At 52.7% G+C, this 16,342-nt stretch carries 15 protein-coding genes; 9 read left to right on the forward strand and 6 right to left on the reverse strand.

Going from position 1 to position 16,342, the window contains the following annotated elements; translation table 11 throughout:
• The first annotated feature begins 258 nt into the window (after nt 1-258).
• A complete protein-coding gene (gene nadB, locus ACLJZ5_RS17200) occupies nt 259-1,881 on the forward strand; it encodes an L-aspartate oxidase (protein WP_000989187.1) in 1,623 nt (540 codons plus the stop codon).
• On the opposite strand, the gene trmN is transcribed toward nadB, so the two are convergent.
• Nucleotides 1,866-2,603, reverse strand: a complete 738-nt coding sequence (gene trmN / locus ACLJZ5_RS17205; protein WP_000083343.1) for a tRNA(1)(Val) (adenine(37)-N(6))-methyltransferase TrmN — start codon at nt 2,601-2,603, stop codon at nt 1,866-1,868. The two genes, nadB and trmN, sit on opposite strands and share 16 nt — an antisense overlap.
• Before the next feature lie 129 nt (nt 2,604-2,732).
• Between trmN and srmB the strand changes: the two genes are divergently transcribed.
• The gene (gene srmB, locus ACLJZ5_RS17210) at nt 2,733-4,067 is read left to right on the forward strand and encodes an ATP-dependent RNA helicase SrmB (protein ID WP_000219174.1); all 1,335 of its coding nucleotides are present in this window, start codon (nt 2,733-2,735) and stop codon (nt 4,065-4,067) included.
• 17 nt (nt 4,068-4,084) lie between these two features.
• Here srmB and ACLJZ5_RS17215 read toward each other — a convergent pair whose 3' ends face one another.
• Entirely contained in the window at nt 4,085-4,984 is a 900-nt protein-coding gene (locus ACLJZ5_RS17215) for a LysR family transcriptional regulator (protein WP_001625993.1), read from the reverse strand.
• A gap of 102 nt (nt 4,985-5,086) precedes the next feature.
• Here ACLJZ5_RS17215 and eamB point away from each other — a divergent pair, with 102 nt between their 5' ends.
• Nucleotides 5,087-5,674 carry a cysteine/O-acetylserine transporter gene (gene eamB, locus ACLJZ5_RS17220; RefSeq protein WP_023205557.1) on the forward strand — a complete coding sequence of 196 codons (588 nt, stop codon included), beginning with the start codon at nt 5,087-5,089 and terminating at the stop codon, nt 5,672-5,674.
• Between the two features lie 61 nt (nt 5,675-5,735).
• Here the strand turns inward: eamB and grcA are convergent, their stop codons facing one another.
• Nucleotides 5,736-6,119, reverse strand: coding sequence for an autonomous glycyl radical cofactor GrcA (gene grcA / locus ACLJZ5_RS17225; protein ID WP_000627811.1), 384 nt, complete (start codon nt 6,117-6,119; stop codon nt 5,736-5,738).
• Between the two features lie 318 nt (nt 6,120-6,437).
• On the opposite strand from grcA, the gene ung reads away from it, so the two are divergent.
• Nucleotides 6,438-7,127, forward strand: coding sequence for a uracil-DNA glycosylase (gene ung, locus ACLJZ5_RS17230; protein WP_000179978.1), 690 nt, complete (start codon nt 6,438-6,440; stop codon nt 7,125-7,127).
• Between the two features lie 115 nt (nt 7,128-7,242).
• Here the strand turns inward: ung and ACLJZ5_RS17235 are convergent, their stop codons facing one another.
• Nucleotides 7,243-8,280: a tRNA/rRNA methyltransferase gene (locus ACLJZ5_RS17235; RefSeq protein ID WP_000997368.1), complete on the reverse strand. Its 1,038-nt coding sequence runs from the start codon at nt 8,278-8,280 to the stop codon at nt 7,243-7,245.
• Between the two features lie 203 nt (nt 8,281-8,483).
• Between ACLJZ5_RS17235 and trxC the strand changes: the two genes are divergently transcribed.
• The 5 genes from trxC to ACLJZ5_RS17260 all read left to right on the forward strand — a co-directional run bounded on the left by trxC (nt 8,484) and on the right by ACLJZ5_RS17260 (nt 14,208).
• On the forward strand, nt 8,484-8,903 hold the full coding sequence (trxC, locus tag ACLJZ5_RS17240; protein ID WP_001098732.1) for a thioredoxin TrxC: 420 nt from the start codon (nt 8,484-8,486) through the stop codon (nt 8,901-8,903).
• A gap of 72 nt (nt 8,904-8,975) precedes the next feature.
• The gene (tapT, locus tag ACLJZ5_RS17245; RefSeq protein WP_000183642.1) at nt 8,976-9,656 is read left to right on the forward strand and encodes a tRNA-uridine aminocarboxypropyltransferase; all 681 of its coding nucleotides are present in this window, start codon (nt 8,976-8,978) and stop codon (nt 9,654-9,656) included.
• A gap of 53 nt (nt 9,657-9,709) precedes the next feature.
• Complete coding sequence (gene pat / locus ACLJZ5_RS17250) at nt 9,710-12,370, forward strand: protein lysine acetyltransferase (protein ID WP_024798060.1); 2,661 nt, start codon at nt 9,710-9,712, stop codon at nt 12,368-12,370.
• A gap of 114 nt (nt 12,371-12,484) precedes the next feature.
• Nucleotides 12,485-13,840 (forward strand): CDP-diacylglycerol--serine O-phosphatidyltransferase, encoded by a 1,356-nt coding sequence (gene pssA, locus ACLJZ5_RS17255; RefSeq protein ID WP_000949286.1) that lies wholly within the window; start codon nt 12,485-12,487, stop codon nt 13,838-13,840.
• A gap of 44 nt (nt 13,841-13,884) precedes the next feature.
• Nucleotides 13,885-14,208: a YfiM family lipoprotein gene (locus ACLJZ5_RS17260; RefSeq protein WP_023138101.1), complete on the forward strand. Its 324-nt coding sequence runs from the start codon at nt 13,885-13,887 to the stop codon at nt 14,206-14,208.
• Here the strand turns inward: ACLJZ5_RS17260 and ACLJZ5_RS17265 are convergent.
• A complete protein-coding gene (locus ACLJZ5_RS17265; RefSeq protein WP_024798061.1) occupies nt 14,205-15,506 on the reverse strand; it encodes an MFS transporter in 1,302 nt (433 codons plus the stop codon). The genes ACLJZ5_RS17260 and ACLJZ5_RS17265 overlap by 4 nt on opposite strands.
• Nucleotides 15,507-15,609: 103 nt before the next feature.
• The gene (locus ACLJZ5_RS17270) at nt 15,610-16,065 is read right to left on the reverse strand and encodes a DUF4385 domain-containing protein (RefSeq protein WP_000985653.1); all 456 of its coding nucleotides are present in this window, start codon (nt 16,063-16,065) and stop codon (nt 15,610-15,612) included.
• Nucleotides 16,066-16,342: the final 277 nt, after the last annotated feature.

The following is a 16,342-nucleotide window of genomic DNA, read 5'->3' on the forward strand; positions in this document are numbered from 1 at the left end:
GTCTACAGATGCTGAACAACGCACTATCTGTACAGAAATGCCCATTTCGTCGTTTGCAGAGTAACCTAACAGCATCTTTATTTCACTACAAAATCCGACGCTAACACCCTGCCCTATAAAATATTTTTTGCCGTTTATCTCTCGCCGTATTTTTATTTTATGTTTAATAAGCACAACACCAGCGAAATCATAACGTGCTTTTTAGCGCCATATAGTGCTAATCTGCCGCAACCATGTTTAGTAAATTAAACAAGAACCATGATGACAACTCCTGAACTGTCCTGTGATGTGTTAATTATCGGCAGCGGCGCGGCCGGACTCTCGCTGGCGCTGCGTCTGGCTGAAAAGCATAAGGTTATCGTCCTGAGTAAAGGGCCGGTGAGCGAGGGCTCCACGTTTTATGCGCAGGGCGGTATTGCCGCCGTGTTTGATGAAACCGACAGTATTGCGTCGCATGTCGAAGATACGCTGATTGCCGGTGCCGGAATTTGCGATCGCCACGCGGTGGAGTTTGTCGCCAGCAACGCCCGAACCTGCGTGCAGTGGCTTATCGATCAGGGCGTCCTGTTTGATACGCATGTCCAGCCAAACGGCAAGGAGAGCTATCATCTCACGCGTGAAGGCGGCCATAGTCATCGCCGTATCCTTCATGCCGCCGACGCTACCGGAAAGGAAGTCGAAACCACGTTGGTCAGTCGGGCGCAAAATCATCCTAATATTCAGGTGCTGGAACGCAGCAACGCCGTTGATTTAATTATTTCCGATAAAATGGGTCTGCCGGGGCCTCGCCGGGTCGTCGGCGCCTGGATCTGGAATCGCAATAAAGAGTGGGTTGAAACCTGTCATGCGAAGTCGGTGGTGCTGGCGACCGGCGGCGCCTCAAAGGTGTATCAATATACCACTAACCCGGATATTTCCTCCGGCGACGGTATCGCGATGGCCTGGCGCGCAGGCTGTCGGGTCGCTAATCTGGAATTTAACCAGTTTCATCCCACCGCCCTTTATCACCCGCAGGCGCGTAATTTTCTCCTTACCGAAGCGCTGCGCGGCGAAGGCGCATACCTTAAACGTCCGGACGGTTCACGGTTTATGCCGGACGTTGACGAACGCGGCGAACTGGCGCCGCGCGATATTGTCGCCCGCGCTATTGATCATGAGATGAAACGACTCGGCGCAGACTGTATGTTTCTCGATATCAGCCACAAGCCTGACGATTTTGTCCGCCAGCACTTCCCGATGATCTATGCGAAACTGCTCGATTTGGGGATGGATTTAACCAAAGAACCGATTCCCGTTGTTCCTGCCGCGCACTATACCTGCGGCGGCGTGGTCGTCGATGATTATGGTCGTACCGATGTAGACGGCTTATATGCCATTGGCGAAGTCAGTTACACCGGCCTGCACGGCGCTAACCGTATGGCGTCCAACTCGTTGCTGGAATGCTTAGTGTACGGCTGGTCCGCAGCAATGGATATCGACAGGCGAATGCCTTCTGTCCACAGCGTTGACGTCCTTCCCGCCTGGGATGAAAGCCGCGTGGAGAACGCCGATGAGCGGGTGGTGATTCAGCATAACTGGCACGAACTGCGTCTGCTGATGTGGGACTATGTGGGGATTGTGCGCACGACGAAACGGCTGGAGCGCGCCCTACGGCGTATTACTATGTTGCAACAAGAGATTGACGAATATTACGCCAACTTTCGCGTCTCGAATAATTTACTGGAGCTGCGCAATCTGGTGCAAGTGGCCGAACTGATTGTGCGTTGCGCGATGATGCGTAAAGAGAGCCGGGGGCTGCACTTTACGCTGGATTATCCGCAACAACTGGCTGAATCAGGCCCATCGATCCTTTCGCCGTTAACGCCTCACATAAACAGATAAAATGCCTGGGTCAGCGCCGTATAACTTTCAGAATAATGCTGGTCTGACCCGCGAATTACTAATCTGTCGCTAAAGCACTCCCCGGCTTGTGGGGAGAATGCGAGCAAAACCCGGTGCGGCAAGCGCGCTTCGTTTTCCGCAACGTCAGTACGTAGCCGCAAATGCCATCCCATGTTGAGCGCTTGCTGCGTAAAAGCGTTACCTATTTGTTCCGGCAAGACTACGCAAAAAAAGCCATCTTCGGTAATACAATCCGCCGCAATAGCCAATAACGTCTGGTGATCCAGCGTAGCGGTGTAACGCGCCTGCTCCCGCTGCGGCGTGGCGCATTCCACACCGGGTTCGTAATAAGGCGGGTTGCTGATAATAAGATCAAAGCGTACCGTCTGGCGAGGCGCCCAACGCTGAATATCGTCAGTATGCACCGTTATTCGATGCGGCCAGGGAGAGTGAGCCACGTTTTCCTGCGCTTGCATGGCAGCCCCGGCATCCAGTTCCACGGCGTCAATAGGCACATTGTCATCCGTCCGCTGCGCCAGCATTAACGCCAGCAGACCGCTTCCAGTACCGATATCCAGAATTCGCTTTACATCCGCGACCGGCGCCCACGCCCCGAGTAAAATACCGTCAGTTCCCACTTTCATCGCACACCGATCGTGTGCGACAAAAAACTGTTTAAACGTAAATCCGTTACGACGAAGAACGGAGCCAGACTGAGACATGTAAAAACAACCTTGCAAAAAACGGCGACAGCGCCGGGTGAAAACAATACCTGAGAAGGGATATCCATACAAACAGATGAAGATTGCGGCCGTAACGTCTATAATCAGCGCCCCACACAGAGGTAGAACATGACTGTAACGACTTTTTCCGAACTTGAACTCGACGAAAGCCTGCTGGATGCCCTCCAGGATAAAGGTTTCACTCGCCCGACCGCCATTCAGGCTGCCGCCATTCCGCCTGCGCTCGATGGCCGTGATGTACTCGGTTCTGCGCCGACAGGCACCGGTAAAACGGCGGCATATCTGCTGCCGGCGTTGCAGCACCTGCTCGACTTTCCGCGTAAAAAATCGGGGCCGCCGCGCATTCTGATCCTGACGCCAACCCGCGAACTGGCAATGCAGGTTGCCGATCACGCTCGTGAACTGGCTAAGCATACTCATCTGGATATCGCCACGATTACCGGCGGCGTGGCCTATATGAACCATGCTGAAGTGTTTAGCGAAAACCAGGATATCGTGGTCGCCACAACGGGCCGTCTGCTGCAATATATAAAAGAAGAGAACTTTGACTGCCGGGCGGTTGAAACACTGATCCTTGACGAAGCTGACCGGATGCTCGACATGGGCTTCGCTCAGGACATTGAACATATCGCTGGTGAGACCCGCTGGCGTAAACAGACGATGCTGTTCTCCGCCACGCTGGAAGGCGATGCGATTAAAGATTTTGCCGAGCGCCTGCTGGAAGACCCGGTTGAGGTTTCCGCCAATCCGTCAACCCGCGAGCGCAAGAAAATTCACCAGTGGTACTACCGTGCCGACAATTTCGAACATAAAGTTGCGCTGTTGAAGCACCTGCTAAAACAAGACGATGCAACCCGTTCTATCGTGTTTGTACGTAAACGTGAACGCGTCCATGAACTGGCTGAAACGCTGCGTCTGGCAGGGATCAACAATTGCTATCTTGAAGGTGAGATGGCGCAGATCAAACGTAACGAAGGTATTAAGCGTCTCACCGACGGTCGCGTTAACGTGCTGGTCGCGACCGACGTCGCGGCACGCGGGATTGATATTCCTGACGTCAGCCACGTCATTAACTTCGACATGCCGCGCAGTGGCGATACCTATCTGCATCGCATTGGTCGTACAGGCCGTGCTGGCCGCAAAGGCACTGCAATCTCGCTGGTTGAAGCCCACGACCATCTGTTGCTGCTGAAAATCGGTCGCTACATCGAAGAGCCGCTAAAAGCGCGCGTCATTGATGAGCTTCGCCCGACCACGCGTGCGCCCAGCGAAAAGCTGACCGGCAAACCGTCGAAAAAAGTGCTGGCGAAACGCGCCGAGAAGAAAAAAGAGAAAGAAAAAGAGAAGCCGCGCGTGAAGAAACGTCACCGCGATACAAAAAATATCGGTAAGCGCCGCAAGCCAAGCGGTACAAAAATGCAGGAGCAATCCAGCGAAGAGTGATGATAATGCCGGGTTCGTTAACCCGGCATTTTTTTATCTTCCACGGTAAAACACGCCTCCATACACTGCATAAATATCTGCATTGCCGGGCTGACCGCTTTCCCGGCATGATGGGCGCACAGCGCCATGATCGATAGCGACGGCGCGCCAAACGGCAGCTCTTTCAACTGACCGGTACTAAGTTCTCGTTCAACGGCAAAACGTGGTAAAAAGCTGATGCCCAGGTTAGCAGCCACACACTGTTTAATGCTTTCAATACTCCACAGTTCAATGGTGTTTTCCAGCGTAATCCGCCTCTGCCGTAGCGTACTTTCAAATAGCTGGCGGAAGACACATTGCGGTTCATTGATGATGAAGCTACAGGGGATATGCTGATCTGGCTGCGTAAAATCAGCATCCTGTAGCAGTGGAGAGGCCACCAGCGCCAGCGACTGCTCCCCCAATTGTTGCATCGTGAGCGCGTCATCATTACCTACGCGATAAAAAACGCCCAGATCGACTTCGTCATTCAGCAACGCATCACGTATCACATAGCAATTCAGCGACTGTAGCGACAATTTGACATTCGGCGCTCGCAGCTTAAAACGTTGTAGAACCTGCGGCATTTTGTACGCCAGTAAGGTTTCACCTGTCGCCACGCGCAGCTCTCCGCCGGGTTCCGCATCCTGCCTTGCGGCTTCACGAATCAACTCCATCACACGCGTCAGTTCATGGATATGCGGCATCAGCTTTTTCCCCTCAGTGGTCAGGCACATTCGGCGCCCTATTTTCTCGAACAGTTGCAGGGAAAACTCACGTTCAAGCTGTTGAATATGAAAAGTTACTGTCGACTGAGTGCAGCACAGCTTTTGCGAAGCCCGCAGAAACGAGCCCTCTTCCACTACCGTTTTCAGCGTAATAAACCGACGCAGATCCATAACCACCAACCTATCGAAAATCTCGAATTAAGAATTAAAAAACATTCATTTTTTTAAATATTTCATATCGGGTACTGTCTGCTAAAACAGAGGAGATGACAAGTGACACCGATGCTTTTAAGCGCTTTCTGGACTTATACATTAATCACCGCCCTTACCCCCGGCCCTAACAATATTCTCGCGCTTAGCGCAGCAACTGCACATGGTTTTCGGCAGAGTATTCGTGTACTGGCAGGTATGAGTCTGGGATTTTTGGTCGTCATGCTGCTGTGCGCCGGGATCGCGTTTTCCCTTGCGGTTATCGATCCGGCAATCATTCATTTACTCAGTTGGGTGGGGGCTGCGTATATCCTGTGGCTGGCGTGGAAAATTGCTACCAGTCCAGCGGTGGATGAGAATGTCAGACCAAAACCGGTTGGCTTTTGGGTAAGCTTTGGCCTGCAGTTTGTGAACGTCAAAATTATTCTGTACGGCATTACCGCTCTGTCTACATTTGTTTTACCGCAAACGCAGGCGCTGAACTGGGTCATCGGCGTCAGTATATTGCTGGCATTGATCGGCACGTTCGGTAATGTGTGTTGGGCGCTGGCGGGACATCTGTTTCAGCGGGCGTTTCGCCATTATGGTCGCCAGTTAAATATCATTCTGGCGTTACTGCTGGTGTACTGCGCGGTGCGGATTTTTTACTGACCCAAATAAAACAAAAGCGGAAAAGGCCCGGCCTCTTCCGCTTGTTATTACCGGATAAGCCTTACAGGCTTTCGGTAAAGGTACGAGCGATAACGTCGCGCTGCTGTTCCGGCGTCAGGGAGTTAAAACGCACCGCATAACCAGAAACACGAATAGTCAGCTGCGGGTATTTTTCCGGATGCTTAACCGCATCTTCCAGAGTTTCACGACGCAGAACGTTAACGTTCAGATGCTGACCGCCTTCAACGCGTACTTCCGGTTTAACTTCCATCGGAATTTCACGGTATTCAATCTCGCCCAGTTTGCTGACAGCCACAACTTCATCTTCAGCAAAGCCGGATTTTGCAACGATGCAGCGCGCTTCGCCTTTTTCGCTGTCCAGCAGCCAGAAGGAATTCAGCAGGTCGTCGTTAGCGGCTTTAGTAATCTGGATACCTGTAATCATGTGATGCCTCCCCAGGCAAAATTATTTGATTTCGGTCGGCCTAATCCCGGCCAATTGGTAAAACCATTGTTGCTTGAGTGTATATATACCCTTCGATCACCCTTCATTCTTTGATTTAAATCAATAAAAACCACACCATAAAAAGGGTGATGAAGGGAATTTATTGTTTTACATCAACTTACACCATTCAGACCTATAAACTTTTTACATAAATTTTCAACTATCTTTTGTAGGTAACCGTTTTTGTAGCACGCAGGATTTTGCACTGCAGAAAGAAGCAGTTAAGCTAAGGGAACTGGAAATTCGCAGGAGAGCGAGATGGCGACTGAGTTAACCTGGCACGATGTGCTGGCTGATGAGAAACAGCAACCTTACTTTATCAATACGCTTCACACTGTTGCTGGCGAGCGTCAGTCGGGTATCACGGTCTACCCGCCGCAAAAAGATGTGTTTAATGCCTTTCGCTTCACGGAACTGGGCGACGTTAAGGTGGTGATCCTGGGACAAGATCCTTACCACGGCCCCGGCCAGGCACATGGTCTGGCGTTTTCCGTGCGTCCTGGGATCGCTCCCCCGCCGTCATTAGTGAATATGTACAAAGAGCTGGAAGCCTCCATTCCCGGCTTTGTTCGCCCCGCGCACGGTTATCTGGAAAGCTGGGCACGCCAGGGCGTACTGTTACTGAATACGGTGCTCACGGTACGGGCAGGCCAGGCGCATTCTCATGCCAGCCTGGGGTGGGAAACCTTTACGGATAAAGTGATAAGCCTGATTAACCAACACCGCGAAGGGGTTGTCTTCCTGCTGTGGGGCTCGCACGCCCAGAAGAAAGGCGCGATTATTGATCCACAACGCCACCATATTCTGAAAGCTCCGCATCCCTCGCCACTCTCTGCGCACCGCGGATTTTTTGGCTGTAACCATTTTGCGCTAACGAACCAATGGCTGGAACAACACGGCGAGAAAACTATCGACTGGACGCCAGTATTACCGGCTGAGAGTGAATAACGTTGGCGACTCGCCGTTTTATCGCCCGGATAACGGCGCGAAAGCGCCTTGTCTGACCGGGCGGTAGGAAGTACATAATCGGCCCGGCGCGCGTTGCGTCACCGGGCTGCAGCCCTTACGCTTTATTCTGTCGCCACCACTCGGCGAGCAGCACGCCTGTCGCAACCGACACATTCAGGCTTTCCACGTTCCCCGTGCCGTTAATTTTCACGCACAGATCGTCGGGTTCGCGCGCCGCTTCCGGCAGGTAGTCATATTCACGGCCTAAGACCAGCACCATCTTTTCCGGCAGGGTCGTACTAAAGAGCGCCTGACCGCGATCGCTGGACGTCGTCACCACGGTGTACCCCGCCTGACGAAAATCATCCAGTACGTCAACAATGCTTTCACCAGTGATCGGCTGGACATGCTCCGCCCCGCCTTCCGCAGTACGAATCGCCGCGCCGGACTCCAGCAACGCCGCATCCTGTACCACCACGCCTTTCACGCCGAAGTGCGCGCAGCTACGCATCATGCCGCCCAGATTATGCGGGTTAGCGACATCTTCCAACGCCAGCACGCAGTCTTGATCCGCCGCCTGCTTTACCCATTGCTTAACGGTCGTACCGTTACGCTTTTTAATCAGGAAACACACGCCACCGTGGTGCTCAGTCCCGGAAGCTTTTGCCAGTTCGGCTTCATCCACCACATGGTAGGCTTTACGATTCGCCGCCATCCAGCGCAGCGCCTCTTTAAAACGCGGGGTCACGCTTTGGATAAACCATGCGCGCACGATGGCGTCAGGACGGCTCTGGAATAGCGCCTGGCAGGCATTTTCGCCGTAGACGCGTGTCTCTTCCGCACGCTGGCGACGCAAAACTTCAGGGTCGATAAAACTTTTACCGCTAATACCACCATGATCGACTTTCTCAGGCGTTTCATCGCCTGGCGCGCGGGACACGGTGCGCCACGGCGAAGTTTCATGTTTACGGTCACGGCTCTGATTATTTCGCTCATCACGGGCGGGGCGACGTCCACCGTCAGTGCGAGACTTTGCTGGGCGGCCTCCCCCTTTCCCGGTACGCGGGTTATGGGTGCGTTTATCAGAGTCATCATCACTACGGACATACATCACTTTGACTTTGCCGCTTTTGTTTTTTAATTCATCGTTCATGCTTTTCTCCACCAGCGCTGCGCGAAGCGCGAAGATTACCCGATGTGCATCCGGTTAGCCATGATTTCGTTTAAAAGCTTGCGACTATTGTACTCATTGAATAAAACACATTGTTGTTTAGCACAGACTCCTCGATAATATGTAACATTATAGAAACATCCCGCGCGTAGCGGGACGTCTTCCGACGTATCCAGAGGTTAGCTATGAACACCGTTTGTACCCATTGTCAGGCCATTAACCGCATCCCCGACGATCGGCTTCAGGACGCGGCAAAATGTGGACGCTGCGGTCATGAGTTGTTTGACGGAGAAGTCATTAATGCGACCGGCGAAACGCTGGACAAACTGTTGAAGGACGATCTTCCAGTGGTGATCGACTTTTGGGCACCCTGGTGCGGCCCTTGCCGTAACTTTGCGCCAATCTTCGAGGATGTCGCAGAAGAGCGCAGCGGTAAAGTCCGTTTCGTCAAAGTAAATACCGAGGCGGAACGGGAACTCAGCGCCCGTTTCGGTATCCGCAGCATCCCGACGATTATGATTTTTAAACATGGACAGGTGGTCGATATGCTTAATGGCGCAGTGCCTAAAGCGCCTTTCGACAGCTGGCTGAACGAAGCGCTGTAAACGCCACGGGGCGCATCTTGTGCCCCGTTTTCACCTCTGCCACAATAGCGTTTTTCTCCGCAAACGCTTTCTATGACCAATAACGCTGTCCTTCAGTTACGCGCCGAACGGCTTGCGCGCGCTACACGCCCTTTTCTTGCCAGAGGCAATCGGGTTCGCCGCTGTCAACGCTGCCTGCTGCCGCTAAAATCTTGCCTGTGTGATACGTTAACGCCTTCTCAGGCGAAAAGCCGTTTTTGTCTGGTCATGTTTGACACTGAACCGATGAAACCCAGCAATACCGGCCGGCTGATAGCCGATATTTTGCCGGATACCGCGGCGTTTCAGTGGTCGCGTACCGAGCCGCCGCAGGCGTTGCTGGAGCTGGTACAGCATCCGGATTATCAACCGATAGTGGTCTTTCCTGCGTCCTACGCCGGCGAAGCGCGCGAGGTCATTTCCACCCCGCCCGCCGGGAAACCGCCGCTGTTTATTATGCTGGACGGCACCTGGCCCGAAGCACGTAAAATGTTTCGTAAAAGCCCTTATCTGGATCATCTGCCGGTCATTTCCGTCGATTTATCGCGTCTTTCAGCTTATCGTCTGCGTGAAATCCATGCCGAAGGGCAATATTGTACCGCCGAAGTCGCCATAGCGTTGTTAGATCTGGCGGGAGATACCGAGGCGGCAACCAGTTTAGGTGAACATTTTACCCGTTTTAAAACGCGCTATCTGGCAGGAAAAACGCAACATCCGGGAAACGTCACAGCATAAAATAGCGAAAGCGTTTAAAATTATCCGGTCACTTCTGTGTAAGGGAAACCGGTATGAGCCAGCAAGGACTAGAAGCGCTACTGCGACCAAAATCGATCGCGGTGATTGGCGCCTCAATGAAGCCCCACCGCGCGGGTTACCTGATGATGCGTAACTTGTTGGCGGGCGGATTCAATGGCCCCGTCCTTCCCGTGACGCCCGCCTGGAAAGCCGTTTTAGGCGTCATGGCCTGGCCGGATATCGCCAGTCTTCCTTTCACCCCCGATCTGGCTATTTTATGCACTAACGCCAGCCGTAACCTGGCGTTACTGGACGCGCTTGGCGCGAAAGGGTGTAAAACGTGCATTATCCTTTCTGCTCCCACGTCGCAACATGAAGAACTTCTTGCCTGTGCCCGGCATTATAAAATGCGTCTGCTGGGTCCAAACAGTCTTGGGCTCCTCGCGCCGTGGCAAGGGCTGAATGCCAGCTTTTCTCCCGTCCCGATTAAACAGGGCAAGCTCGCTTTTATTTCCCAGTCTGCCGCCGTTTCCAATACTATTCTTGACTGGGCGCAACAGCGTGAAATGGGCTTTTCCTACTTTATCGCGCTGGGCGATAGCCTGGATATTGATGTCGATGAACTACTGGACTATCTGGCGCGCGATAGCAAGACCAGCGCAATTTTGCTCTATCTGGAACAGTTAAGCGACGCCCGCCGTTTTGTTTCCGCCGCCCGTAGCGCTTCACGTAACAAACCGATTCTGGTGATTAAAAGCGGCCGAAGCCCGGCAGCCCAGCGTTTACTTAATACCAGCGCGGGAATGGACCCTGCGTGGGATGCGGCCATCCAGCGCGCAGGCCTGCTGCGAGTCCAGGATACGCACGAGCTTTTTTCCGCCGTCGAAACACTGAGCCATATGCGTCCGCTACGCGGCGATAGACTGATGATCATCAGCAATGGCGCCGCGCCTGCCGCGCTGGCGTTAGATGAGTTGTGGTCGCGTAACGGCAAGCTGGCGACGTTGAGCGAAGAGACCTGCCTGCAACTACGGCAGTCGCTTCCCGCGCACATTGATATTGCCAATCCGCTGGATCTGTGTGATGACGCCAGCAGCGAACATTACGTCAAAACGCTGGATATCCTGCTCGCCAGTCAGGATTTTGACGCGCTTATGGTTATCCACTCTCCCAGCGCTGCCGCGCCGGGTACGGAAAGCGCCCATGCCCTGATCGAGACGATTAAGCGCCACCCCAGAGGCAAGTTTGTTACGCTGCTGACAAACTGGTGCGGCGAGTTCTCGTCTCAGGAAGCAAGACGGCTATTCAGCGAAGCCGGCTTACCAACCTACCGCACACCGGAAGGCACGATTACCGCGTTTATGCATATGGTGGAATACCGGCGTAACCAGAAGCAACTGCGGGAAACGCCAGCGTTGCCGAGTAACCTGACGTCCAATACCGCTGAGGCGCATAATCTGTTACAGCGGGCGATTGCGGAAGGCGCCACCTCACTGGATACCCATGAAGTACAGCCGATTTTACACGCCTATGGGCTGCATACGCTCCCAACCTGGATTGCCAGCGACAGCGCTGAAGCGGTGCATATCGCCGAACAGATAGGCTATCCGGTAGCTCTCAAGCTACGCTCGCCCGACATTCCGCATAAATCTGAAGTTCAGGGGGTCATGCTTTACCTGCGAACCGCAAGCGAGGTACAACAGGCCGCGAACGCCATTTTCGATCGTGTAAAGATGGCCTGGCCGCAGGCGCGGATTCACGGTTTGCTGGTACAAAGCATGGCTAACCGCGCCGGCGCGCAGGAGCTTCGTGTGGTGGTCGAGCACGATCCGGTATTTGGTCCTTTGATTATGTTGGGTGAAGGCGGCGTAGAGTGGCGTCCGGAAGAGCAGGCGGTCGTCGCGCTGCCGCCGCTCAACATGAATCTGGCGCGCTATCTGGTGATTCAGGGCATTAAACAGCGGAAAATTCGCGCCCGTAGCGCGCTGCGTCCGCTGGATATTGTCGGTTTAAGCCAGTTGCTGGTCCAGGTTTCAAACCTGATTGTCGATTGCCCGGAAATTCAGCGTCTGGATATCCATCCGTTGCTGGCTTCCGCCAGTGAGTTTACCGCGCTGGATGTGACGCTGGATATTGCCCCGTTTGATGGCGATAACGAAAGTCGACTTGCGGTACGCCCCTATCCCCACCAGCTTGAAGAGTGGGTGGAGATGAAAAATGGCGATCGCTGCCTGTTCCGTCCTATCCTGCCGGAAGATGAGCCCCAACTGCGACAATTCATCGCACAGGTCACCAAAGAGGATCTTTACTACCGTTATTTCAGCGAGATCAACGAATTCACCCATGAAGATTTAGCCAACATGACGCAGATCGACTACGATCGAGAAATGGCCTTTGTGGCCGTGAGGCGGATGGACAACGCTGAAGAGATCCTCGGCGTAACGCGCGCGATCTCCGATCCTGACAACGTAGATGCCGAGTTTGCCGTATTGGTGCGTTCAGATCTCAAAGGGTTGGGTTTAGGACGCCGTTTAATGGAGAAATTGATTGCCTATACTCGCGATCACGGATTGAAGCGGCTGAACGGTATTACGATGCCGAACAATCGCGGCATGGTCGCGCTGGCCAGAAAACTGGGATTTCAGGTCGATATTCAGCTCGAAGAGGGCATCGTGGGATTGACGCTGAATCTGGCCAAATGTGATGAATCGTGAGTAATGTACTGGAAATGTTGACCACTTTAACGGGTACTGATGTTATTATTGCTCGCTTATGTCGTCTGCATAGCACAGAGGACCCTTCAATGAACAGAGAAGAAATGCACTGTGATGTTGTCAAAATTTAAGCGTAATAAACATCAACAACACCTTGCCCAACTCCCTAAGATTTCTCAGTCAGTTGATGATGTAGATTTCTTTTATACTCCTGCTACTTTTCGGGAGACACTGCTGGAGAAAATCGCCAGCGCGACGCAGCGTATTTGTATCGTTGCCCTGTATCTGGAACAGGACGATGGGGGTAAAGGTATACTCGACGCGCTCTATGCGGCTAAACGGCAGCGTCCTGAACTGGACGTGAGGGTGCTGGTCGACTGGCATCGCGCGCAACGCGGGCGCATTGGCGCAGCGGCCTCGAATACCAATGCAGACTGGTATTGCCGACTGGCGCAGGAAAACCCCGGCATTGATGTCCCGGTTTACGGCGTACCGATTAATACGCGAGAAGCGCTTGGCGTACTGCATTTTAAAGGCTTTATCATTGATGATAGCGTCCTGTACAGCGGCGCCAGCCTGAACGATGTCTATCTCCATCAGCATGACAAATATCGTTACGATCGCTACCAGCTGATTCGCAATCGGCAAATGGCAGACATCATGTTTGACTGGGTGACGCAAAATCTGATGAATGGCCGTGGTGTGAATCGTCTGGATAATACCCAGCGGCCGAAAAGCCCGGAGATTAAAAACGATATCCGCTTATACCGTCAGGAGCTGCGTGATGCGTCATATCATTTTCAGGGTGACGCTAATGACGAGCAGCTCTCCGTTACGCCGCTGGTCGGGCTTGGAAAATCCAGTCTGCTGAACAAAACCATTTTCCATCTCATGCCCTGTGCGGAGCATAAGCTCACCATTTGTACCCCTTACTTCAATCTACCAGCGGTACTGGTACGGAACATTATTCAGCTACTGCGCGACGGAAAGAAAGTCGAAATCATTGTTGGCGATAAAACCGCGAATGATTTTTACATTCCGGAAGATGAACCGTTCAAGATCATTGGCGCGCTGCCCTATCTCTATGAGATTAACCTGCGCCGCTTCCTGAGCCGTTTACAGTATTACGTCAATACCGATCAGCTTGTGGTGCGTCTGTGGAAAGATGACGACAATACCTATCATTTGAAAGGGATGTGGGTAGATGATAAATGGATGCTACTCACCGGCAACAACCTGAATCCTCGCGCCTGGCGTCTGGATCTGGAAAACGCCATTCTGATCCACGACCCTAAGCAGGAGCTTGCCCCTCAGCGGGAAAAAGAGCTGGAACTTATCCGAACGCACACAACCATCGTAAAACATTATCGTGACCTGCAGAGCATTGCCGACTATCCGATAAAAGTGCGTAAATTGATTCGCCGCCTGCGCCGGATCCGCATCGACAGATTAATTAGCCGTATCCTGTAATCGAAGCCCCGTCCTGTACGGGGTTTTCTCTTAGGAGTGAACTGGTGCGCGTGTTGATTCCTTTTGCGGTGTTGTTTCTCTCCGGGTGCAGCCATCTGGCTAACGACCACTGGAGCGGTCGGGATAAAGCCCAACATTTTATGGCATCAGCGATGCTATCGGCAGCCGGTAATGAGTATGCGCGCCATCAGGGAGTAAGCCCTGATCGCAGCGCAGCGATAGGGCTGATGTTTTCTTTGAGTCTCGGAGCCTCAAAAGAACTCTGGGACAGCCGCCCGGAAGGCAGCGGCTGGAGCTGGAAAGATTTTGTCTGGGATGTCGCTGGCGCGACAACCGGTTACGCTATCTGGCAAATGGCGCGATACTAAAGGCGTAAGCCCTTTCCTTTACGGTGCAACATCAACGAAACCAGGAAAGCCAGAACGGCCATCGCGGTAACATACCAGAAGAACGAACTCTCCATACCGACAGATTTTAGCGACAGCGCGACATATTCCGCAGAGCCGCCAAATAACGCATTTGCTACCGCGTAAGATAAACCGACGCCCAGGGCGCGAACCTGCGCCGGAAACATCTCCGCTTTCAGGATCCCGCTAATCGAGGTATAGAAACTCACAATCAATAGCGCGCACATCACTAAAGCAAATGCGGCATAAGGCGACGTCACATTCTGCAACGCGGAGAGAATTGGAACGGTGAAAAGCGTCGCGAGCGCGCCAAAACATAGCATAGAAGTGCGCCTGCCAATCTTATCGGATAACGCGCCGAATAACGGCTGTACCAACATGAAAACACACAGCGCGACCGTCATAATGCCGCTGGCGACATTGGCATGCATACCTGCTGTATTTACCAGATATTTCTGCATATAGGTGGTGAAAGTATAAAAGCACAGCGAGCCTGCCGCGGTGAAACCAAGCACCATCAAAAAGGCTTTGCGATTACGCCACAAACCTTTCAACGAACCGGCTTCTTTTAATGCGCGAGTCTCATGCTTCGAGGTTTCATCCAGCTGGCGACGTAGCCATAACGCCACAACCGCCAGCACGGCGCCCAGCGCAAAGGGAATACGCCATCCCCAGGCACGAAGCTCAGCATCTTCCAGAACCTGCTGCAAAATCACAACGACCAGCAATGCCAGTAGTTGGCCACCGATAAGCGTAACATACTGAAACGAGGCGAAAAATCCCTTACGACCTTCAAGCGCAACTTCACTCATATATGTCGCGCTGGTCCCATACTCTCCCCCTACCGAGAGCCCCTGAAATAACCTTGCAATAAGTAGCAGCGCCGGTGCCCAAGTGCCGATGGTATCGTAACCAGGTAAGCAGGCAATCACCAGCGACCCCATGCACATCATGCACACCGAAATCAACATTGAGGCTTTGCGCCCGCGTCGATCGGCAATGCGTCCAAACAGCCAACCACCGATAGGCCGCATTAAAAAACCGGCGGCAAAGACGCCTGCCGTTTGCAAAAGCTGAGTGGTGGTATTACCAGAAGGAAAGAAGATATGTGCAAAATAGAGCGAGCAGAAAGAGTAGACGTAGAAATCAAACCATTCCACTAAGTTTCCGGAAGAGGCACCCACGATAGCCCATATGCGTCGCCGCATCTTCGGAGCCTCAGCGTTGTTTCTATCTATACGCTGAATAATTTCTGCCATACTGTTCTCCTCGTTGCCAGGCTTAATCGGCCTTTTATTTTGGAGATTCAGATTACGCGAGACCAAAAAGTAAATAAAGTGTTAATTATTTGTTTGCTAATTTTTATCCCCACCGTGCCTGATGCTGGCGTTTCCGTTTCAGATAGTCTTCGTCCTGACGAATTTTATCCCACCAACCTTTGAAAACCGTTGCCGCCGCGGCCTTAATAGGATCATTACCCCGTGTATTCAGGCTGCCGTCTTCTGCATACTTTTTACCGCCTTTATAGTTAGCGTATCGCCTGGCGCGGGTGTATCCCATCTGAATAAATTTACGCGCCATGTCCATACCAACGAAATCATCCTGCTGCCGGTAAGCTTCGAACAACTGGTAGATCTGTTCTGCGGATTTCATCGCCGATGCTTCATCTTTATAGCGCCAGAAAGGAAGAATTTCGCTTTTGTAGGGTTCAACCAGTAGCACCCCCTGCTCGCCTCGTCCAACCTGATACAATTCAGGCTGCTGGCGGAAGTCAATGCTGGAAAAGTCCTGCTGGTAGTTAAAAGGTTTGATAGCCAATGAAAATCCTCACTGCTTATATAAGCACGTGTAAAGGATAGTTCATCGTTAACGATTGGGTGGGTTGTACTCTTGTCGGTTCTACAAGAGCACCAGCTTCGTAGGCGGGATAATTCCTGTAGGCCGGATAAGGCGGAGCCGCCATCCGGCAGAAACAGACAAAAACAAAAGGCCCAGTCTTTCGACTGAGCCTTTTGCTTAATTTGATGCCTGGCAGTTCCCTACTCTCGCATGGGGAGACCCCACACTACCATCGGCGCTACGGCGTTTCACTTCT

Source organism: Salmonella sp. 5800 (assembly GCF_046558195.1).
Classification (GTDB): domain Bacteria; phylum Pseudomonadota; class Gammaproteobacteria; order Enterobacterales; family Enterobacteriaceae; genus Salmonella; species Salmonella enterica.